This window comes from Streptomyces sp. WAC 04229 (genome assembly GCF_003947455.1).
In the GTDB taxonomy this organism is placed as follows: Bacteria; Actinomycetota; Actinomycetes; order Streptomycetales; family Streptomycetaceae; genus Streptomyces.
The window spans coordinates 41,810-62,639 of sequence record NZ_QHJH01000027.1 but is presented as its reverse complement, the minus strand read 5'-3'; the positions used below and the strand labels follow the sequence as shown (position 1 = coordinate 62,639).

The 20,830-nt window shown below is 70.9% G+C and carries 19 protein-coding genes, 1 tRNA gene, 1 pseudogene and 1 riboswitch; of the genes and pseudogenes, 16 read left to right on the top strand and 5 right to left on the bottom strand.

What is annotated here, in order from left to right; genetic code table 11:
- The 10 genes and pseudogenes from DMH12_RS10950 to DMH12_RS10905 all read left to right on the top strand — a co-directional run.
- A pseudogene (locus tag DMH12_RS10950) lies at positions 1-662 on the top strand (serine/threonine protein kinase); the annotation flags it as partial.
- 147 nt (positions 663-809) lie between these two features.
- Positions 810-1,457 carry a SurA N-terminal domain-containing protein gene (locus DMH12_RS10945; protein WP_125491371.1) on the top strand — a complete coding sequence of 216 codons (648 nt, stop codon included), beginning with the start codon at positions 810-812 and terminating at the stop codon, positions 1,455-1,457.
- 66 nt (positions 1,458-1,523) lie between these two features.
- On the top strand, positions 1,524-2,501 hold the full coding sequence (locus tag DMH12_RS10940; protein WP_125491370.1) for a nucleoside triphosphate pyrophosphohydrolase: 978 nt from the start codon (positions 1,524-1,526) through the stop codon (positions 2,499-2,501).
- Complete coding sequence (locus tag DMH12_RS10935) at positions 2,498-3,799, top strand: cytochrome P450 (RefSeq protein WP_125491369.1); 1,302 nt, start codon at positions 2,498-2,500, stop codon at positions 3,797-3,799. Before DMH12_RS10940 ends, DMH12_RS10935 begins: the two co-directional genes overlap by 4 nt.
- A gap of 148 nt (positions 3,800-3,947) precedes the next feature.
- Positions 3,948-4,988 carry a transglycosylase family protein gene (locus DMH12_RS10930; protein ID WP_125491368.1) on the top strand — a complete coding sequence of 347 codons (1,041 nt, stop codon included), beginning with the start codon at positions 3,948-3,950 and terminating at the stop codon, positions 4,986-4,988.
- A 183-nt stretch (positions 4,989-5,171) separates the two neighbouring features.
- A riboswitch (cyclic di-AMP (ydaO/yuaA leader) is annotated at positions 5,172-5,338 on the top strand.
- A 3-nt stretch (positions 5,339-5,341) separates the two neighbouring features.
- Positions 5,342-6,043 carry a transglycosylase family protein gene (locus tag DMH12_RS10925; RefSeq protein WP_125491367.1) on the top strand — a complete coding sequence of 234 codons (702 nt, stop codon included), beginning with the start codon at positions 5,342-5,344 and terminating at the stop codon, positions 6,041-6,043.
- Between the two features lie 243 nt (positions 6,044-6,286).
- Positions 6,287-7,567 carry a phosphopyruvate hydratase gene (eno, locus tag DMH12_RS10920; RefSeq protein WP_079030721.1) on the top strand — a complete coding sequence of 427 codons (1,281 nt, stop codon included), beginning with the start codon at positions 6,287-6,289 and terminating at the stop codon, positions 7,565-7,567.
- A gap of 99 nt (positions 7,568-7,666) precedes the next feature.
- Positions 7,667-8,149, top strand: coding sequence for a septum formation initiator family protein (locus DMH12_RS10915; protein WP_125491366.1), 483 nt, complete (start codon positions 7,667-7,669; stop codon positions 8,147-8,149).
- A gap of 49 nt (positions 8,150-8,198) precedes the next feature.
- Positions 8,199-8,741 (top strand): DUF501 domain-containing protein, encoded by a 543-nt coding sequence (locus DMH12_RS10910; RefSeq protein ID WP_125491365.1) that lies wholly within the window; start codon positions 8,199-8,201, stop codon positions 8,739-8,741.
- The gene (locus DMH12_RS10905) at positions 8,738-9,691 is read left to right on the top strand and encodes a Ppx/GppA phosphatase family protein (RefSeq protein WP_125491364.1); all 954 of its coding nucleotides are present in this window, start codon (positions 8,738-8,740) and stop codon (positions 9,689-9,691) included. The genes DMH12_RS10910 and DMH12_RS10905 overlap by 4 nt, the downstream gene beginning before the upstream one ends.
- Before the next feature lie 37 nt (positions 9,692-9,728).
- On the opposite strand, the gene DMH12_RS10900 is transcribed toward DMH12_RS10905, so the two are convergent.
- Positions 9,729-9,998, bottom strand: a complete 270-nt coding sequence (locus DMH12_RS10900) for a type II toxin-antitoxin system RelE/ParE family toxin (protein ID WP_125491363.1) — start codon at positions 9,996-9,998, stop codon at positions 9,729-9,731.
- The gene (locus tag DMH12_RS10895; protein WP_125491362.1) at positions 9,995-10,267 is read right to left on the bottom strand and encodes a type II toxin-antitoxin system Phd/YefM family antitoxin; all 273 of its coding nucleotides are present in this window, start codon (positions 10,265-10,267) and stop codon (positions 9,995-9,997) included. The genes DMH12_RS10900 and DMH12_RS10895 overlap by 4 nt, the downstream gene beginning before the upstream one ends.
- A gap of 513 nt (positions 10,268-10,780) precedes the next feature.
- Here DMH12_RS10895 and DMH12_RS10890 point away from each other — a divergent pair.
- Entirely contained in the window at positions 10,781-12,199 is a 1,419-nt protein-coding gene (locus DMH12_RS10890) for an NAD(P)/FAD-dependent oxidoreductase (protein WP_125491361.1), read from the top strand.
- Positions 12,200-12,419: 220 nt separating this feature from the next.
- A complete protein-coding gene (locus tag DMH12_RS10885; protein ID WP_125491360.1) occupies positions 12,420-13,736 on the top strand; it encodes a cyclopropane-fatty-acyl-phospholipid synthase family protein in 1,317 nt (438 codons plus the stop codon).
- 72 nt (positions 13,737-13,808) lie between these two features.
- Here the strand turns inward: DMH12_RS10885 and DMH12_RS10880 are convergent, their stop codons facing one another.
- On the bottom strand, positions 13,809-16,340 hold the full coding sequence (locus DMH12_RS10880; RefSeq protein ID WP_125491359.1) for an ABC transporter permease: 2,532 nt from the start codon (positions 16,338-16,340) through the stop codon (positions 13,809-13,811).
- A gap of 72 nt (positions 16,341-16,412) precedes the next feature.
- Positions 16,413-17,183: an ABC transporter ATP-binding protein gene (locus DMH12_RS10875; protein ID WP_125491358.1), complete on the bottom strand. Its 771-nt coding sequence runs from the start codon at positions 17,181-17,183 to the stop codon at positions 16,413-16,415.
- Positions 17,184-17,565: 382 nt separating this feature from the next.
- Between DMH12_RS10875 and DMH12_RS10865 the strand changes: the two genes are divergently transcribed.
- The 3 genes from DMH12_RS10865 to DMH12_RS10855 all read left to right on the top strand — a co-directional run bounded on the left by DMH12_RS10865 (position 17,566) and on the right by DMH12_RS10855 (position 20,071).
- Positions 17,566-17,649 (top strand) — tRNA-Leu (locus DMH12_RS10865).
- 144 nt (positions 17,650-17,793) lie between these two features.
- Positions 17,794-18,981 carry a 4-hydroxybenzoate 3-monooxygenase gene (locus tag DMH12_RS10860; protein WP_125491357.1) on the top strand — a complete coding sequence of 396 codons (1,188 nt, stop codon included), beginning with the start codon at positions 17,794-17,796 and terminating at the stop codon, positions 18,979-18,981.
- A gap of 169 nt (positions 18,982-19,150) precedes the next feature.
- Entirely contained in the window at positions 19,151-20,071 is a 921-nt protein-coding gene (locus DMH12_RS10855) for a Bax inhibitor-1/YccA family protein (RefSeq protein WP_125491356.1), read from the top strand.
- A gap of 83 nt (positions 20,072-20,154) precedes the next feature.
- Here DMH12_RS10855 and DMH12_RS10850 read toward each other — a convergent pair whose 3' ends face one another.
- Positions 20,155-20,385: a DUF4287 domain-containing protein gene (locus tag DMH12_RS10850; protein WP_125491355.1), complete on the bottom strand. Its 231-nt coding sequence runs from the start codon at positions 20,383-20,385 to the stop codon at positions 20,155-20,157.
- Between the two features lie 103 nt (positions 20,386-20,488).
- Here DMH12_RS10850 and DMH12_RS10845 point away from each other — a divergent pair, with 103 nt between their 5' ends.
- Positions 20,489-20,800, top strand: coding sequence for a hypothetical protein (locus DMH12_RS10845; protein ID WP_234961090.1), 312 nt, complete (start codon positions 20,489-20,491; stop codon positions 20,798-20,800).
- The last annotated feature ends 30 nt before the right edge of the window (positions 20,801-20,830 follow it).

The window sequence follows — 20,830 nt, the reverse complement described above, 5'->3', positions numbered from 1 at the left end:
CGAGCTCAACAGAGAGTAGATCGTCGGCGCCGCACGATGCGTATAAGAGCCAGTCGCCCGGCTCGGCGGCCCCCGTGCCACCCACCGCGGAGGCCGCGAAGCCGGACGTCGCCCGCGCCGTCGACGAGGTCAAACGCCTCCTCGGCGAGGGCCGCATCACCCAGGCCGTCGACATCCTCGGCGCCATCCTGCCCACCGCCGCCGAACAGCACGGCGAACGCTCCCCGGTCGTCCGCACCCTGCGCAAGCAGTACGCGGCCACCCTCATGGACGACGGCCAGTACCGGCGCGCCCTGCCCGAACTGCGCCGCCTCGCCGACGAACGCGCCGCCGAGGCCGGCCAGGCCGACCCGCAGTCCCTGCGCCACCGCTACGACGCCGCCCAGTGCCTGGAACAGCTCGGCGAACCGGCCGCCGCCCTGGCCGAGTACCGCGCGCTGCTCCCCTACTACGAGAACCAGTACGTCGCCGGCGACCCCGACCTCGCCCACGACGTCCGCCGCCGCGTCGGCCACCTGCTGCTCGCCCTCGGCGACCGCCCCGCCGCCCACGACACACTGGCCCGGCTGCTGCACGACGTGGAGCGCGTCCACGGCCCCGGCCACCCGCTCGCCTCCGACGTCCGGCGGACGCTCCACTGGCTGAGCCGGATGCGCGGCTGACGACCCCCGCCGCGCGCGGGGGCGAGGCGGTGCCCGAAGTCCCGGTGAATCGTTGGTCCAATGGGTTGGCCAGAGCCGGGCCACTGCCTAACATCGATCATCGCAAGACCTTGTGCACCGTCGCACAATCTCCAACGGGAGGTCTCCTTGCACCGCCGCCGTCGCCCCGCGCTCCTCCTCACCGCCGCGATCGCCGCCGCGGCACCCCTGCTCACCGCCTGCGGCAACGACGCGCATCCGGGCGCGGCGGCCGTCGTCGGCGACCAGCGCATCACCGTCTCCCAGCTGGAGAACCGCGTCGACGAGGTACGCGCGGCGCAGCGGGCCGCCGTCCCGGACGACACCCAGTACCAGCAGGTCGTCGCCCAGACCGGCACCCTCACCCGCGACACCCTGCAAGGCATGGTCCTGGACCAGGTGCTGCACCGCGCCGCCAAGGACGCCGATGTGACCGTCACCCGCAAGGAAGTGCAGGCGATGCGCGCGGGCCTGGAGGAGCAGGCCGGTGGCCCGAAGCAGCTGGAGACGGCCTGGCTGCAGCAGTACGGCGTCGCCCCCGAGCGCCTCGACGAGAACCTCCGCCTCCAGCTGGAGGCCCAGAAGCTGGCCGAGAGCCTCGGCACCGACACCACCCGCCCCGAGTTCTGGCAGGCCCTGTCCAAGGCCTCCGCCAAGCTCGACGTCGACCTCAACCCGCGCTACGGCGCCTGGGACGTCCGCAAGAGCAGCCGCGTCAACGCCGAGACTCCGTGGCTGCGGGAGATCACCGCCGCGAGGAGCCAGGAGACGGCGTAACGGTCCTGCGCAGGCCCCCTGTGGACAACCCGGGGGGCCGTCCGGGCCATGCGTTACGTTCGGGGAGTGAACGCAACCACCGCCGACGCGGCCCCCGCCGACCCGGGCCGCATCGTCCTCCTCACCACCAGCCACCGCGTCGCCCCCGGCCTGCTCTCCTGGCCCGCTTGGCAGGCCCTGCGCACCGCAGACCGCGTGCTGTGCGCCGACGGCACCCACCCCCAGCTGCCCTACCTGCGCGAGGCGGGCATACGGGTCGACGAGGCGGCCCCCACCGCCGAGGAACTGGTCGGCGCCTGCGCCGGCGGCCGCACCGCGGTGGTCGTGGCGACCGGCGAGGGCGACCCCGCGCTCACCGACGGACTGGCCCGCCTCGCCGGCTCGGGCCGCGTCCACATGCCCGAGCTGGAGCTGCTCCCCGCCTCCTACGACCTCCCCGGCGCCCGCCTCCTCGACCTGGTCCAGGTCATGGACCGCATCCGCCTCGAATGCCCCTGGTCCTCCCAGCGCACCCACAAGGGCCTCGCCAAGTACGCCATCGAGGAGGCCTACGAACTCGTCGAGGCCATCGAGGACGGCGACCGCGACGAACTGCGCGAGGAACTGGGCGACGTCCTCCTCCAGGTCGTCTTCCACGCCCGCATCGCCGAGGAGGACCCGGACGCGCCGTTCTCCGTCGACGACGTGGCCGGCACCATCGTCGCCAAGCTGATCCACCGCCACCCCCACGTCTTCGGCGACGAGACGGCCGACACCCCGGAGGACGTCCGGGAGCACTGGCTGCGCACCAAGGCCGCCGAGAAGCAGCGCACCTCGGTCACCGAGGGAGTCCCCCTCGGCCAGCCCGGCCTCGCCCTCGCCGCCAAGCTCGCCTCCCGCGTCCGCCAGGCCGGCCTCCGGGTCCCCCTCCCCTCCGGCGAGGGCATCGGCTACGACCTCCTCGCCCTGGCCGCCCGCGCCGAGTCCGAGGGCACGGATCCGGAGGCCGCCCTGAGAGCGGCGGCACGGGCGTACCGGGACGCGATCCGGGAGGTCGAGGGGTGACCCCGCACCCGCCGCCCGCCGGACCCGTCCCGGAGCTGTTCACCTGGGAGTTCGCCAGCGATCCCTACCCCGCCTACGCCTGGCTGCGCGAGCACGCCCCCGTGCACCGCACGCGGCTGCCCAGCGGGGTGGAGGCCTGGCTGGTCACCCGGTACGCCGACGCCAAACAGGCCCTGGCCGACCCCCGGCTGTCCAAGAACCCGGCCCACCACGACGAGCCCGCGCACGCCAAGGGCAAGACGGGCATTCCGGGGGAGCGGAAGGCCGAGCTGATGACCCATCTGCTGAACATCGACCCGCCGGACCACACCCGGCTGCGCCGGCTGGTCAGCAAGGCGTTCACCCCTCGCCGGGTCGCCGAGTTCGCGCCCCGGGTGCAGGAGCTGGCCGACGACCTCATCGACCGCTTCGCGGCCGACGGCTCCGCCGACCTGATCCACGACTTCGCCTTCCCGCTCCCCATCTACGCCATCTGCGACCTGCTCGGTGTCCCGCGCGAGGACCAGGACGACTTCCGGGACTGGGCGGGCATGATGATCCGTCACGGAGGGGGTCCACGCGGCGGTGTGGCGCGGTCGGTCAAGAAGATGCGCGGCTACCTCGCCGACCTCATCCACCGCAAGCGCGCCGCGCTGCCGCCCGAGCCCGGCCCCGGCGAGGACCTCATCTCGGGTCTCATCCGCGCCTCCGACCACGGTGAGCACCTCACCGAGAACGAGGCGGCGGCGATGGCTTTCATCCTGCTGTTCGCGGGTTTCGAGACCACGGTCAACCTGATCGGCAACGGGACGTACGCCCTGCTCACCCACCCCGAGCAGCGCGCCCGCCTCCAGTCCTCCCTCGCGGCCGGCGACCGCGGCCTGCTGGAGACCGGCGTGGAGGAACTGCTCCGCTACGACGGCCCGGTGGAGCTGGCCACCTGGCGCTTCGCCACCGAGCCGCTCGACGTCGGCGGTCAGCGGATCGCGGCGGGCGATCCCGTCCTCGTCGTCCTGGCCGCCGCCGACCGGGACCCGGAGCGCTTCGCCGACCCGGACACCCTGGACCTGGCCCGGCGCGACAGCCAGCACCTCGGGTACGGGCACGGCATCCACTACTGCCTCGGCGCCCCGCTCGCCCGGCTGGAGGGGCAGACCGCGCTCGCCACACTCCTCACCCGCCTCCCCGACCTGCGCCTCGCCGCCGATCCGGGAGAACTGCGCTGGCGGGGCGGGCTCATCATGCGAGGTCTGCGCACTTTGCCCGTCTCGTTCACGCCGACTGCGTCAGGGCTCGGCAACGGTGCGTCGTCAAGGTAAACATGACACGCCCTCAACTCTGTGATCTTCACGTGATCTGCGCGGCATGAACTTGTGACAAGCGATCATATGCCTATACGTTCACGAACCAGTGTGGCGACGAGCATCACCCGCCGCACTGTCCCCGTCGTCTGTGAAAGGTCGTCGCATGCTCTCCGGGAACGGTCGTCATCGCCGCCCCCGCCAGGCTCCCGCACTGGTCGTCGCCGCCGGAGTGACCGGCTCCGCCATCGCCATCCCGCTGCTCGGCGCCACCGGCGCCCACGCGGCCGGGGTGAACTGGGACCAGGTCGCCGAGTGCGAGACCGGCGGCGCCTGGAGCCAGAACGCCGGCAACGGCTACTACGGCGGCCTCCAGCTTCCCCAGGAGGCGTGGGAGCGGTACGGCGGTCTGGAGTACGCGGCCAGCGCCGACCAGGCCAGCCGCTCCCAGCAGATAAGAATCGCCGAGAAGCTGTACGCGGACCAGGGCATCGCGGCCTGGCCGACCTGCGGGCTGCTCGCGGGTCTCGGCAACCCCCCGGGCGCCACCGCGCCGACGGGTGACGGTGCGTCGGAGGGTTCGCAGGCCCCGAAGACGTCGGACACCCCCGACCCCGCCGGATCGGCGGCCGCCGGGTCCGAGACGCCCCAGCCGACGGGTTCGCCCAAGGCGTCGGACTCGCCCGAGTCGCCCGAATCATCCGAGTCGTCCGACGCGTCGTCGCCGTCGGGACCGGAGAGGGAGACCGAGCCGACTCCGGGCGCGTCCGCTTCGTCCTCTTCGTCGCCCTCTCCGTCCTCCGAGCGGGGTTCCTCTGACGACGCGTCCGGCGGCAAGGATCAATCCGCCAAGACGGGCACATCGCCCGAAAGTGACCGCCGCACCGCTGAACCGGAGACCGCCGACCCCTCGTCGGGCTCGGGCAAGCACCGCGGTGACAGTGCGGACGAGGACGGGCGCTGGAAGGGCCTCACCGACAGCACCTCGGGCCGGCACGCCTCGCGTGACGGAGGGTCGACGGACGCCGACGGCGGCTCGTACATCGTCCGTTCCGGGGACAACCTCTGGGCCATCGCCGACTCCCTTGGCGTCGACGGGGGGTGGCGTGCGCTCTACTCCGACAACGAGAGGGTCGTCGGCCAGGACCCCGACCGCATCCTGCCCGGTCAGACGCTCACGGTCACGGGCGAATCGGGCGAAAAGTAGCGGGAGTTCACGTCACGGTTAGAGACTCTATGTCCGTTTTGGATCTCGTGAGAGATAGGTCTCAGAAGCCGTGATCGTCTTTGAAAATCCGCGGAGCGCGTGTCTACCGTCATGACCGCTCGCCACCGCGGGCCCCGACAGCCGCAACGCCGAATCCTGCCAGCGGCCGTACGGGAACAGTCGTCGCGTCAAGCGCCGAAGGCAGGAGCGGGGGACCCAAGGTAAGTGCCGCACCGGGCAGTTCTGCCGGAGCGGCTAGGGGTGGAGCCGAGTTCCGCGAGGAACCCGGCCGGGCAACTCAACCGGCCCGAACCCGACAGCTCACCTCGCAGGCGTCGGTGAGGGGATCAACCATGCTGTTTTCCGGCAAGGGCAAGCACCGTCGTCCGTCCAAGGCCACTCGCGTCATCGCCGTCGCCGGCGTGACCGGTGCCGCCGTCGCCGCCCCGCTGATGGCGGCCGGCAACGCCTCCGCCGCCACCACCTCCGAGTGGGACGCCGTCGCCCAGTGCGAGTCCGGTGGCAACTGGTCCATCAACACCGGCAACGGCTACTACGGCGGCCTCCAGTTCTCCGCCTCCACCTGGGCCGGCTACGGCGGTACCCAGTACGCGGCCACCGCCGACCAGGCCAGCAAGGCGCAGCAGATCGAGATCGCCGAGAAGGTGCTCGCGGGCCAGGGCAAGGGTGCCTGGCCGGTCTGCGGCACCGGCCTCTCGAACGCCGCGAACACCGGTGGCGGCTCCGGCGAGAGCCAGGACGGCGGCTCCACCGCCGACCGCTCCACCGAGCAGAAGGCGTCCCGCTCCGACGAGCGCCCGGCCGCCGAGCCGAAGGCCGAGAAGAAGGCCGAGAAGAAGACGGTCACCACTCCCACCGGCAAGAAGGTCGAGAAGGGTGACGGCGAGTACAAGGTCGTCAAGGGTGACACCCTCAGCTCCATCGCCGAGGAGCACGAGGTCAAGGGCGGCTGGGAGAAGCTGTTCAAGCTGAACGACGACATCGTCGACGAGGCCGACCTGATCTTCCCGGGTCAGCAGCTGCACCTGAAGTAAGCGGCGCCTGTCGCGACTCCCGCCCCGGTGCGTGTCCCCCGTACGCACCGGGGCGGGATTTTTGCGCCCGTCGCCCGGTCCTCTTTGTTTCGTTCAGAAACAATTTACTCTCGGTTCTGTCCAGCGGGTGGGCGATCGGCTGGCCGATCGCCCGGAGCCGGTTAGGCTCGGTCCCGCAGAGCCGACGCGGTCCTGCGGACCCGCGCGTCACACCGAAGCGTCACATTGAAGAAGGAGATGCTCGTGCCGTCCATCGACGTCGTCGTAGCCCGGGAAATCCTGGACTCCCGAGGCAACCCCACGGTCGAGGTCGAGGTCGGCCTCGACGACGGCAGCACGGGGCGTGCCGCCGTTCCGTCCGGCGCCTCCACCGGCGCCTTCGAGGCCATCGAACTCCGTGACGGCGACCCGGGCCGTTACCTCGGCAAGGGCGTCGAGAAGGCCGTCCTCGCCGTCATCGAGCAGATCGGCCCGGAGCTGGTCGGGTACGACGCCACCGAGCAGCGCCTGATCGACCAGGCCATGTTCGACCTGGACGCCACCGACAACAAGGGCTCGCTCGGCGCCAACGCCATCCTCGGCGTCTCCCTCGCCGTCGCCCACGCCGCCTCCGAGGCCAGCGACCTGCCGCTCTTCCGCTACCTGGGCGGCCCCAACGCGCACCTGCTGCCGGTGCCGATGATGAACATCCTGAACGGCGGCTCGCACGCCGACTCCAACGTGGACATCCAGGAGTTCATGATCGCCCCGATCGGCGCGGAGTCCTTCTCCGAGGCCCTGCGCTGGGGCGCCGAGGTCTACCACACGCTGAAGAAGGTCCTGAAGAACAAGGGCCTGGCCACCGGCCTCGGCGACGAGGGCGGCTTCGCCCCGAACCTCGGTTCCAACCGCGAGGCCCTCGACCTCATCCTCGAGGCGATCAAGGAGGCCGGCTACACCCCCGGCGAGCAGATCGCCCTCGCGCTCGACGTCGCCGCGTCCGAGTTCTACAAGGACGGCTCCTACGCCTTCGAGGGCAAGAACCGCACCGCCGCCGAGATGACCGAGTACTACGCCGAGCTGGTCGAGGCGTACCCGCTGGTCTCCATCGAGGACCCGCTGTTCGAGGACGACTGGGACGGCTGGAACACCATCACCGCCAAGCTCGGCGACAAGGTGCAGCTCGTCGGCGACGACCTGTTCGTCACCAACCCGGAGCGCCTGGCCCGCGGCATCGAGGAGAACTCGGCCAACGCCCTGCTCGTCAAGGTCAACCAGATCGGTTCGCTGACCGAGACCCTGGACGCCGTGGAGCTGGCCCAGCGCAACGGCTTCAAGTGCATGATGTCCCACCGCTCCGGCGAGACCGAGGACGTCACCATCGCCGACCTGGCCGTCGCCACCAACTGCGGCCAGATCAAGACCGGCGCCCCGGCCCGCTCCGAGCGCGTCGCCAAGTACAACCAGCTGCTTCGCATCGAGGAGATCCTCGACGACGCCGCGGTGTACGCCGGCCGCAGCGCCTTCCCGCGCTTCAAGGGCTGAGCGCCGCCGTCACAGGCGGCGTCGTACGTACGTCCCCGTACTCGGTCCCGTACCGTGTGCGGGGACGTACGCACGTGTGGACGGGAAGCGGGGACAGACATGGCGGTGAAGGACCGGGACCGTTTCTCCACCGCGACCAGGATCCGGATCATCGGGGAGCAGACCGCGGCCCGGGTCTACCGCTCGCAGACCAAGCGCCAGGCCCGTCGCTCCCGGCTGACCGGCCGGGCCGCGCTGCTCGCGATGGTGCTCTGCTCGCTCGTCGTGGCGCTCGCCTATCCGATACGGCAGTACGTCGCCCAGCGCGCCGAGATCGCCGACCTGCGGCGGGAGCAGCAGGAGACCCGGGACCGGGTCGAGGAGCTGCGCGACCTCAAGGCGCGCTGGCAGGACGACGCCTACGCCGAGCAGCAGGTCCGGCTGCGGCTGCACTACGTGATGCCGGGGGAGACGGGGTTCGTCGTCGTCGACCCGGATGCCGCCAGGAAGGCCCGCGCCGAGTCCGGCGGCGCCGACCGCCCCTGGTACCGGAACGTCTGGGACGGTGTCGACAAGGCCGACGCCGCCGCCCGCCGGCCGTGAACCGACCGCGCCGGCACTGACTCAACAGGAAGACCAGCAGAAGACAGTCATGCAGACTCCCCCGCCGACCACGCCGCGCACCGAGCCCACCGACGCGGACGTGCTGGCCTTCAAGCAGCAGCTCGGCCGTCCTCCGCGCGGCCTGCGCGCCATCGCGCACCGCTGCCCCTGCGGGCAGCCGGACGTCGTGGAGACGGCGCCGCGGCTGCCCGACGGCACCCCCTTCCCGACGCTGTACTACCTGACGTGCCCGAAGGCGGCCTCCGCCATCGGCACGCTGGAGGCGAACGGCGTGATGAAGGAGATGACCGAGCGCCTCGCCGCCGACCCGGAGCTGGCCGCCGCCTACCGCGCGGCGCACGAGGACTACATCCGGCGCCGCGACGAGATCGAGGAGCTGACCGGTTTCCCGAGCGCGGGCGGCATGCCGGACCGGGTCAAGTGCCTGCACGTGCTGGTCGCCCATTCGCTGGCGGCCGGACCCGGCGTCAATCCGCTGGGCGACGAGGCGATCGCGCTGCTGCCCGAGTGGTGGCGCAAGGGTCCGTGCGTGACGCCCGCCGGTCCCGCCGATCAGGAGGACGCCCAGTGACCCGGGTCGCCGCCGTGGACTGCGGTACGAACTCCATCCGGCTGCTGGTCGCGGACGCGGACCCGGCCACCGGTGAGCTGACCGACCTGGACCGCCGCATGACCATCGTGCGGCTCGGTCAGGGTGTCGACCGCACCGGCAGGCTGGCGCCTCAGGCGCTGGAGCGGACCTTCGCCGCCTGCCGCGAGTACGCCGAGGTGATCAAGGAGCACGGCGCCGAGCGGCTGCGCTTCGTGGCGACCTCCGCCTCCCGGGACGCGGAGAATCGCGACGACTTCGTGCGCGGGGTGCTGGACATCCTCGGCGTGGAGCCGGAGGTCATCTCCGGCGACCAGGAGGCGGAGTTCTCCTTCACCGGGGCGACCAGGGAGCTGGCGGGGCGCGACCACCTCGACCGGCCCTACCTCGTCATCGACATCGGCGGCGGCTCCACCGAGTTCGTGGTGGGCGACGACCGGGTGCGCGCCGCCCGTTCGGTGGACGTCGGCTGCGTGCGGATGACCGAGCGGCACCTGGTGCGCGAGGGCGCGGTGACCGACCCGCCCACCGCCGAGCAGGTCGCGGCGATGCGGGCCGACATCGAGGCGGCCCTCGACCTCGCCGAGGAGACGGTGCCGCTGCGTGAGGCGCGCACGCTGGTCGGGCTGGCCGGGTCGGTGACGACGGTGTCCGCCATCGCGCAGGAGCTGCCGGAGTACGACTCGGCCGCCATCCACCACTCCCGGGTCTCCCGGGACCGGGTCCGGGAGATCACCGACTGGCTGCTGCGCTCCACGCACGCCGAGCGGGCGGCCGTCCCCTCCATGCACCCGGGCCGCGTCGACGTGATCGCGGCGGGCGCGCTGGTGCTGCTCTCGATCATGGAGCGGACGGGTGCGGAGGAGGTCGTCGTGAGCGAGCACGACATCCTCGACGGCATTGCTTGGAGTTGCGCCTCCGAGGCTCGCTGAGGCGGTGCCGGTGCCGGTGCCGGTGCCGGGCGGGGCGTCACAGGTTGCGGTAGACGTCCCGCCGGTCGCCCACCTTGACCACGAGGACGACGAGTTCACCATCGTTGATCTGGTAGGCGACCCGGTAGCTACCGACCCTGAGCCGGTAGAGGCCCGACGGGCCGGTGAGCTTCTTGACGTCGGCGTCCTGGCGGTACGGGTCGTCACCGAGTGCGGTCAGCGCGGTCAGGATGCGCATGGCGTCGGGTCGGCTGACGGCCCGAAGCTGACGCTGCGCCGCCGCGGTGAACCGAAAGGCGTACTTCACGCCGCCTCGCCGTCCTTCTCGGTGAACAGGTCCGCCAGCAGTTCCGCCATCGTCACGGTGGCGCCGCCCTCGGCCAGCACGGCTTCGGCCTCGCGCGCCAACATCACGTCGGCGGCTTCCTCCAACGCTTCGAAGTCCGAGATCGGAACCACGGCCGCCACCGGTGCGCCGTTGCGCGTGATGACGGTCGGGACACCTTCCTCGGCCCGGTTGATGTGGTCGGCGAGGTGGGCTCGGGCTTCCCGTACGGTCACGGTGTTCTCAGTCATGAGCCCAGTGTACGCGCGCTCGTGTACACGTTGGTATCTGTCGCGAGTTGCGTTCGTGGGCGATCCTCGACGGCATCGCGTGGTCGGTCGCATAGCCCTGCGGGGTGCCGGTCTGAGCAGGACGGACGACGATTGAGCGGCCGCCGGGGGGCCTCACGGGCCTCCCGGTGACGTCCCGTCCGGAAAGTTCGTGAAGTTCTTCACAAGGAATTGGGCCCTGTCGGACGACGAAAGCGCGGTCGTTGACCCTTTTGGGGTGTCAACTGCCCTTTGAACGTGTTCAGGACGGTGCTCGGAGGGTGCCTCGAAGACGGGCCGGGAGCGGGTGGTCCGCCCTCCCCGGCGGCGCGGAGGAGCAGCTCACGCGGCATTGACAACGGGGTGTGAGGGGGTCCGGTTCCTCTCCTCACCATGATCTCCGTCACGTGAGTGGCGGATGGTAACACAGACCTAACAAGAGCTTGTGAAGGGGCGCACGAACGACCCCCCTGGGGCGGGTGGATACTCGATGGCATGAGCACCACGGAGCGTCCCAGGATCCTCGTAGTAGGCGGTGGGTACGTAGGCCTGTACGCAGCTCGACGCATCCAGAAGAAGATGCGTTACGGCGAGGCGACCGTCACCGTCGTCGACCCGCGGTCGTACATGACCTACCAGCCCTTCCTCCCCGAAGCCGCCGCCGGCAGCATCTCCCCCCGACACGTCGTCGTCCCCCTCAGGCGCGTGCTCCCCAAGGCGGAGGTCCTCACCGGCCGGGTCACCACCATCGACCAGGACCGCAAGGTCGCCACGATCGCCCCGCTGGTGGGCGAGGCGTACGAGCTGCCCTTCGACTACCTGGTCATCGCGATGGGCGCGGTCTCCCGCACCTTCCCGATCCCCGGCCTCGCCGAGCAGGGCATCGGCATGAAGGGCATCGAGGAGTCCATCGGCCTGCGCAACCACGTCCTGGAGCAGCTCGACAAGGCCGACTCCACCACCGACGAGGAGATCCGCCGCAAGGCGCTCACCTTCGTCTTCATCGGCGGCGGTTTCGCCGGCGCGGAGACCATCGGTGAGGTCGAGGACATGGCCCGCGACGCGGCCAAGTACTACACCAACGTCTCCCGCGAGGACATGCGCTTCGTCCTCGTCGACGCCGCCGACAAGATCCTCCCCGAGGTCGGCCCCAAGCTCGGCCAGTACGGCAAGGAGCACCTCGAGGGCCGCGGTGTCGAGGTCTACCTGTCCACCTCCATGGACTCCTGCGTCGACGGCCACGTGGTGCTGAAGAACGGTCTTGAGGTCGACTCCAACACCATCGTGTGGACGGCCGGCGTCAAGCCCAACCCGGCGCTCTCGCGCTTCGGCCTGCCGCTGGGTCCCCGCGGCCACGTCGACTGCGAGCCGACCCTCCAGGTCAAGGGCACCGACTACATCTGGGCCGCGGGCGACAACGCCCAGGTGCCGGACCTCGTCGGCCGCAAGGCGGGCAACGAGAACGCCTGGTGCCCGCCGAACGCCCAGCACGCGCTGCGTCAGGCCAAGGTCCTCGGCGACAACGTGATCTCCGGCATGCGGGGCTTCCCGCAGAAGGAGTACAGCCACGCCAACAAGGGCGCGGTGGCGGGCCTCGGCCTGCACAAGGGCGTCGCGATGATCGTCATGGGCAAGATGAAGATCAAGCTCAAGGGCCGTCTCGCCTGGTACATGCACCGTGGCTACCACGGCATGGCGATGCCGACGTTCAACCGGAAGATCCGCGTCTTCGCGGACTGGACGCTCGGCATGTTCCTCAAGCGCGAGGTCGTCTCCCTCGGTGCGATGGAGACCCCGCGCGAGGAGTTCTACGAGGCCGCCAAGCCGGCGCCGGTCGCGCCGCCGGTCGCCGCCGGCCAGGGCGACAAGGCCGCGTCGTCGGAGAAGTCCGAGGAGAAGGCCAAGGCCTCCTGACCCCGGCTCCCGAGCGTCGGTAGTACCCGCGGTACCCCGAAGGGGCCGCCCGCCATCCGTGGTGCGGGCGGCCCCTTCGCGTTGCTCCGGCGGAACGGGGATTCCGTGGTGTGTACAAGTATTTTGCCGAGTCGTAACGCGTGCCGGGGACTGTGCGGCGGGCTCCCAGGTGTTTACGTGGTGTTGGACATTCCGGGATCGCACGTCACGGAGGTACGCCATGGCTGACGCCGCGCTGCGGCTGCAGAACCTCTTCGAACAGTTGCTGGGAGCACCCCTGAGGGTGCGCATCCGCGCCTGGGACGGTTCTGAGGCGGGCCCGCCGGGTGCGCCGACCCTCGTCGTCCGCAACCGCAGGGCCCTGCGCCGCCTGCTGTTCAAGCCGGGTGAACTCGGCCTGGCCCGTGCCTGGGTGGCCGGCGACCTCGACGTCGACGGGGACCTCTACACCGTCCTCGAAGCGATGGCCGGACTCGTCTGGGAGCGGGGCGAGGACGCCCGCGGCCTGGCCGAGGCGCTGCGCGACCCCGAGGTCCGGGCCGCCGTACGCGGACTGGTGCGGCTCGCCGGGCCGCCGCTGCCGCCCGCACCGCCGCCGGAGGAGATCCGCCGGGCCCGCGGCCACCTGCACACCAAGCGCAGCGACAGACGGGCCATCAGCCACCACTACGACGTGGGCAACGACTTCTACGAACTCGTCCTCGGCCCGTCCATGGTGTACTCCTGCGCCTACTGGCCGGCCCCTCCGGCCGAGGGCGGCACCCTGGAGGACGCCCAGCGCGACAAGCTCGAACTCGTCAGTCGCAAGCTCGGCCTGAGCCCCAATCAGCGCCTCCTCGACGTCGGCTGCGGCTGGGGGTCCATGGCGATCCACGCGGCCCGCGAGCACGGGGTGAGCGTCGTCGGTGTGACGCTCTCCCAGGAACAGGCGGTGTACGCCCGCAAGCGCGTCGCCGACGAGGGCCTCACCGACCGCGTGGAGATCCGCGTCCAGGACTACCGGGACGTGTCCGACGGGCCGTACGACGCCATCTCGTCCATCGGCATGGCCGAGCACGTCGGCGCCGAGCGCTATCTGGAGTACGCCACCGACCTGCACCGGCTCCTCAAGCCCGGCGGACGGCTGCTGAACCACCAGATCGCCCGCCGCCCCCAGCGGGACGAGTCCGCCTACCAGGTCGACGAGTTCATCGACGCCTACGTCTTCCCCGACGGCGAACTCGCCCCCGTCGGCACCACGGTCACGCAACTGGAGCGGGCCGGGTTCGAGGTCCGCGACGTGGAGGCGATCCGGGAGCACTACGCGTTCACCCTGCGCCGCTGGGTCGCCAACCTGGAGGCCGAGTGGACGTCGGCCCTGAAGCTGGTCAGCCCCGGCCGCGCCCGCGTCTGGCGGCTGTACATGGCCGCCTCCGCGCTCGCCTTCGAGCGCAACCGCATCGGCGTCAACCAGGTCCTCGCCGTGAAGACGCCCGCCTCGGGCGACTCCGGGATGCCGCTGCGCGCCCGCGTCTGGGGCGCGCCGGGCCGATCCTGATCCGTCACGCCCCGAAGGGCCGGGCCCCCGTGCGGGGAGCCCGGCCCTTCGGTGTGCCGCGTCGCGGCGAGGTCACTCGGCCTTGATCGCGTTCAGCATGTTCAGCCGGGCGGCGTTGCGGGCCGGCCACATGGCGGCCAGGACACCCACCAGAGCGGCCAGCACCACGAAGATCCCGATCCGGCCCCAGGGCAGGACCAGCGCGTACCCCGGGATGCTGTCCGCGACGGTCTCGCCGATCGCCCAGCCGAGGAACGTGCCGAGACCGATGCCGACCACCGCGCCGAACACCGAGATGACGACGGCCTCCAGCCGCACCATCCGCTTCACCCGGCGCCGGTCCAGACCGATCGCGCGCAGCATGCCGATCTCCTGCTGCCGTTCGAAGACGGACATCGCGAGGGTGTTGACGACACCGAGCACCGCGATGATCAGGGCCATCGCCAGCAGGCCGTACATGACGTTCAGCAGGGTGTTGATGGCGCCGCCGAACTCGTCGCGGATGTCCTGCCGGTCCATCACGGTGATCGCGGGGTTGTCGCCGAGCGCGTCGACGAGGACCTTCTCGTTCGCCGCCGACTGACCGCCGTCGGTCTTCACGAAGATCTGCCGGATGGACGGCTTGGCCTCGTGCCCCGCCACGACCTTCCGGTCCACGAGGACGGGGGAGAGGAACTCGCTGTCCTTGTAGACGGCGCCGACCGTCAGCTTCGCCTTCTCGTCGTCGTCGAAGGTGACGGAGACCGTGTCGCCGGGCTTCCAGCCCCGGCTCTCGGCCGTCTTCTCGGCGACCGCGATCCGGCCCTGGGCGAGCGAGCCCGCGTTGCCGCTGACGGTGTCGACGGTCAGGACCTTCTCGATGTCGCCCGGGGTGACCGCCGAGGCGGACACGAAGTCGCCGTCGACCCGGAAGTAGGCGTCCTGCTGCGGCGAGACCGCGGACACACCGTCGGCCTTCTCCAGGGCCGTCAGCGCGGACCGGTCGAGGTCGCCTCCGTTGGCCATCGAGATCATGTAGTCGGCCCTGATGTTGTCCGTGGTCATCTTGTCGATGGCCGCGCCGACCGTGACGCCGAGCACCGACAGGGCGGTCACCAGCGTCAGTCCGATCGCCAGCGCCGAGGCGGTGGCGCCGGTACGGCGCGGGTTGCGGACCGCGTTCTGGCCGGCCAGCTTGCCCGCCACCCCGAACGGCCCGACGAGCAGCGGACGGACGAGTGCGATCACGGGCCGGGACAGCAGCGGGATGAGGACGATCACGCCGATCAGCGCCAGGAACGCGCCCGCGCCGATGTACAGCCGGCCGTCGTCGCCGCCGGTCGAGGCGCCCGCCACGATCCCCACCGCACCCAGGGCGGTGACGGCCGCACCGATGGAGTTGCGCAGCACCAGCGACTTGGTGGTGGCCACCGCGTGGACGCTGTTCATGGCCGCCACCGGCGGGATCTTCGCGGCCCGGCGGCCCGGCAGCCAGGCGGCGAACACCGTGATCAGCACGCCCACCGCGAACGCCGCGACCACCGGAGTGGCGGACAGGACCAGCGGACCGGCCGGCATCTTCATGTCGAACGCGGCCATGCCCGAGCGCAGTCCGACGGCCAGACCGACGCCGAGGGCGAAGCCGACGGCCGAGGCCACCAGACCCACCAGCGCGGCCTCGGCGAGCACCGAGCGGGTGATCTGCCTGCGGGACGCGCCGACGGCACGCATCAGGGCGATTTCCTTGGTGCGCTGGGCGACCAGCATCGTGAACGTGTTGGAGATCAGGAAGATGCCGACGAAGAGCGCGATGCCCGCGAAGCCGAGCAGGACCTGCTTGAGGTTGCCCATGCCCTGTTCGATCTGGTCGGCCTGCTCGTCCGCGAGCGCCTGGCCCGTCTGCGCCTCGGCGTTCTCCGGCAGCAGCGGCTCGACCGCCTTCAGGACCCGCGTGTCGTCGGCGCCGGGGGCGGCGGCGACGGTGGCGCTCTCGAAGTAGCCGGGCCGGAGGTACTGCTGCTGGGCGACGGCGGTGTCGAAGAGGACGAGGCTGCCGCCGGCGTTGACGGCGCCGTCCTCGGTGGTGAACACACCGCTGAGGGTGTACTCCTTCACCGGGCCGTTGGTCGCCACGCGCACCCGGTCGCCGACCTTGTACTCGCCCTTGCCTGCGGACTCCTCGTCCAGGGCGATCTGGTCGTCCTTCACCGGGCCGGAGCCGTCGGTGAACGTGTACGCGGCGTCCTTGCCGTCCTTGCCGGGCGCGAAGTTGGAGCCCTTGTTGGACCAGCCGACGCCGATGAGCTTCCCGTCGGGGTCGGCGACCCCGGCGAAGCCCTCGACGCGGCCGTACACTCCGGCGACGCCGTCCGCGGCGGAGATCTTGTCGAGGACCTCGCCGGAGAGGCCGGGCTCCTCCTTGGGGTTGTCCGGGTCGGCGTGCGAGCTGACGGCGACGGCGACGTCGTCGTAGCTCTTCGCCGACTGGTTGCGGAAGGCGTTGGAGAGGGTGTCGGCGAAGACCAGGGTGCCCGACACGAACGCCACGCCGAGCATCACGGCGAGCACGGTCATCAACAACCTGGCCTTGTGCGCGAAGACGTTGCGCAAGGCGGTACGGAACATGGGGGTCTTCTCTGTCCAGACGTACGGGCGTACGGGGTACGGGGTGGGGCGGACGGGGCGCGGACGGGAACGTCAGCTGGTGCGGCCCTTGGCGTCGAACCGCTTCATGCGGTCCAGCACCGCGTCGGCCGTCGGCCCGTACAGCTCGTCGACGATGCGTCCGTCGGCGAGGAAGACCACCCGGTCCGCGTAGGCCGCGGCCACCGGGTCGTGGGTCACCATCACGACGGTCTGGCCCAGCTCCCGCACCGAGTTGCGCAGGAAGCCGAGCACCTCGGCGCCGGAGCGGGAGTCGAGGTTTCCGGTCGGCTCGTCACCGAAGATGATCTCCGGCCGGGAGGCCAGCGCCCGGGCCACGGCGACCCGCTGCTGCTGGCCGCCGGAGAGCTGGGCGGGGCGGTGACCGAGCCGGCCGGAGAGGCCGACCATCTGGATCACGGAGTCCACCCACTGCTTGTCCGGCTTGCGGCCCGCGATGTCCATCGGGAGGGTGATGTTCTCCAGCGCGGTCAGCGTCGGCAGCAGGTTGAACGCCTGGAAGATGAAGCCGATCTTGTCCCGGCGCAACTTGGTCAGCTGCTTGTCCTTCAGCGTCCCCAGTTCGGTCTCGCCGATGCGCACGGAGCCGGAGGAGAAGGTGTCGAGGCCGGCCACGCAGTGCATCAGCGTGGACTTGCCGGAGCCGGAGGGGCCCATGATGGCGGTCAGCTCGGCCTGCCGGAAGTCGATGGAGACCCGGTCCAGGGCGACCACCTGGGTCTCACCCTGGCCGTAGATCTTGGACAGCTCCGTGGCGCGTGCGGCCACGACGGTGGACCGGTCGGCGATGGGTGCGGTGGTCACGGGAAGGGCGCTCCTGTCGGTACGGCGTGTGCTCGGGGACGTCTCCCATCGTTCCGCCCGGACGGCGCCGTGTAGTCAGCCGCTGTTCCGGTTTCGGGGGGCGACTTCGGTCGGACGGACGGCGGCGGTGTCATACCTGCGGATGACGGCCGACCCCGACGGCGGAACGGGGCGGGCGCCCTCACCGGGACGGTGAATTCCCGTCATTCCACGTGCGCCGCGGGCCACCGCCCGTGAGGCTGTTGGCGAGTACTGATGGCCTGAACCAGGAACTGATGGACCCTCAGGCGCCAATAAAATAAGACAACATCGCACCTCCCGCCCACGGTTCGGGAGGTGTGTCCCGATAGGCTCAAGGCACTCGACGCGGAGCCCATGGCCTGCCCGGATGGTGGAATGCAGACACGGCGAGCTTAAACCTCGCTGCCCCTTCGAGGGCGTGCCGGTTCAAGTCCGGCTCCGGGCACTTCCGACGCTTCCCTTCAGTTCCGCAGGCTTCCGATCCCCTCGAACCGTTGACAGCGGCATGCGTGTGGTCGGAAACTCCCCCCGGTATGCAGTGAAGGAAACTTCACCATGCGAACAAGGCGACGCGACGAAGGGACGACCGATGCGCACCACCGTCGGCATCATCGGGGCCGGCCCCGCCGGACTCCTGCTGGCCCGGCTGCTCCACAACGCCGGTATCGACTCGGTCGTCCTGGAGGGCTGCGACCGCGCCTACGTCGAGCGCAGGCAGCGCGCCGGGATCCTGGAGCAGGGCACGGTGGACGTGCTGCGCGCGGCCGGGGCGGGGGAGCGGATGGACCGCGAGGGGCTGCGCCACGACGGCATCGAGCTGCGCTTCGGCCGGCGGCGCCACCGTGTGGACTTCCCCGCGCTCACCGGCGGCAGGTCCGTCATGGTCTACGCCCAGACCGAGGTCTGCAAGGACCTCATCGCCCTCCAGCTGGAGGACGGCGGGCCGCTGCTCTTCGAGGCCGAGGCGCTGGCCGTGGAGGGCGCCGAGACCGACCGCCCGCGCATCCGCTTCCGGCACGGCGGCGCCGACGGCGCCGGGGGGGCGGAGGACGTCCTGGAGTGCGACTACGTCGTCGGCTGCGACGGCTTCTGGGGCATCGCCCGGACGGCGGTCCCAGGCGGCCGCACCTTCGAACGCACGTACCCCTTCGGGTGGCTCGGCATCCTCGCCGACGTCGCCCCCTCCCACGACGAGCTCATCTACGCCCGCCACGACCGCGGCTTCGCCCTGCTGTCCATGCGCTCCCCGTCCGTCTCCCGCCTCTACCTCCAGGTCCCCGCGGACACGGACGCCGACAGCTGGAGCGACGACGCGATCTGGGCCGAGCTGGAGCGCCGCTTCGAGACCGACGACGACTGGACGCTGCGCCGCGGCCCCATCACCCAGAAGTCCGTCACTCCCATGCGCTCCTACGTCCACGAGCCCATGCGGCACGGCCGCCTCTTCCTGGCCGGCGACGCCGCGCACATCGTGCCGCCCACCGGCGCCAAGGGCCTCAACCTCGCCGTCGGCGACGTCGTCACCCTCGCGCGGGCGCTGGTCCACCGGGCCGGGACCGGCTCCGACGCGCTGCTCGACGCCTACTCCGCCACCTGCCTGCGCCGCGTCTGGCAGGCCGAGCGGTTCTCGTACGACATGACGACCCTGCTGCACCGCGACCCGGCCGCCACGCCCTTCGAGGACCGCCTCCAGGTGGCCCGCCTGGACCGGATCGCCTCCTCCCGCGCCGCCGAGGCCGACCTCGCCGAGGCCTACACCGGGTTCCCGATCGGGTGAGTGGCCCCGGACGTCCCCGCGAGGCCCCGGCCGTGAGGGGAATCACTGATCGGCGTAGCGTGTTGTGCGCCAGAGCGAGGGAAAGATCCTCCCCAAGCAGTAGGGTCATTCCTTTGCCGTTCTATTACTCTTGAGCCAAGGCTGCGCCGTGTGGCCATGGAGGAGTGAAATGAGGAGCAGAAACCCGGTCTTCTCGCGACGGGGGTTCAGCCGCGACAACGGCTACGCGGGCTTCAACGCCGCGCCGCAGGCCGGGGGACCCGCCGTCGCCACGCAGGGCAACCCGTACGCGCAGGGCACGCAGGGCAACCCGTACGCCCAGCCCGCCGGCAACCCGTACGCGCAGAACCCGTACGCCCAGCAGGACCTTCAGTACGGCACGCCGCCGCAGGCGCCGGCCACCACCGGCCGGATGACGATGGACGACGTCGTCATCCGCACCGGCAGCACGCTCGGCGTGCTCGTGGTGACCGCCGCGCTCGCGTGGGCGCTGCTGCCCGTGGACGACGCCAACATCGGCCGCTCGTACGGCATCGGTATCGGTGCCGCCCTGATCGGCATGGTCCTGGCGCTCGTCCAGTCCTTCAAGCGCAAGGCCTCGCCCGCGCTGATCCTGTCGTACGCGGCGTTCGAGGGTGTCTTCCTCGGCGTCGTCTCCAGCGTCGTCGACAACCGCATCGCGGACGGCGCGGCCATGCAGGCCGTGATCGGCACGATGGCGGTCTTCGCCGGTGTGCTGATCGCCTACAAGGCCGGCTGGATCCGCGTCAACCGCCGCTTCTACGGCTTCGTGATGGCGGCGGCGCTCGGCTTCGTCTTCCTGATGATGGTGAACCTGCTGTTCGCCGTCTTCGGCGGCGGCGACGGCCTCGGCTTCCGCAGCGGTGCGCTCGGTGTCGTCTTCGGCATCATCGGCGTCATCCTCGGCGCCTGCTTCCTCGCCCTGGACTTCAAGCAGGTCGAGGACGGGCTCGCCTACGGTGCGCCGCGCGAGGAGGCCTGGCTCGCGGCCTTCGGCCTGACGCTGACGCTGGTCTGGATCTACCTCGAGTTCCTGCGACTCATCGCGATCTTGAACAGCAACGACTAGCGGACACCGCCGTCGGTGTGACAAGTGAAGGGCCCCGGGCTCCAAGCCCGGGGCCCTTCGTCGTGTGGTGCCGGCGTGCCCGCTCAGAGCAGTTTGCGCGCGGCCCTTCTCAGGTCGTACTCGTGGACGATGGCCTTCGCGTGGCCGTACGCGAGGTTGTGTTCGTGGCGGAGCCAGCTGACCTTCTCCTCGAAGCGGAAAAGGGAGGGGCCGTCCTCGACGGCACGCAGCCAGTCGGAGATCTCACGACCGGTGCACTGGGGAATGCGGGCGAGCAGATTGCGATGGGTCTCCTCGGAGAAGACTTGGGACATCGGCGCCTCCGGGCGAAAGGGGATGTAAGCCGGTCCTTCAGGTCACCGTGCCCGAGTGTTCGCCCGTTGGCAACAGTCCCGGACGGCCGCGTACGCTCGCGCCGTGGTTGATACGACGCCTTTGACCCGTGCCGTGGACGACTTCGCCGACCGGCTGCGGGCCGCCCCGCAGAGCAGGCTCCAACGCGGTGCCGCCGCCGAGGCGCTGGAGCTGGCCAGGGAGCTGGCCCGGCGCGCCCAGCTGATCGAGGAGCCGGGGGCCGAGCCCCGTCTGATGCCCGACGCGGGCATGTTCGCGGCCGCCGACCAGATCGCCGTCGCCGCACACGACTTGGCCCTCGTGCTGACGGACGAGGGCCAGGTGGAAGAAGCGGCGGGGCTGGTGGAGGAGGCCCGCAAGCGGGCCGGGGTCTAGGGACTCGGTGCGGCGGGGTCCTGTGTGCCG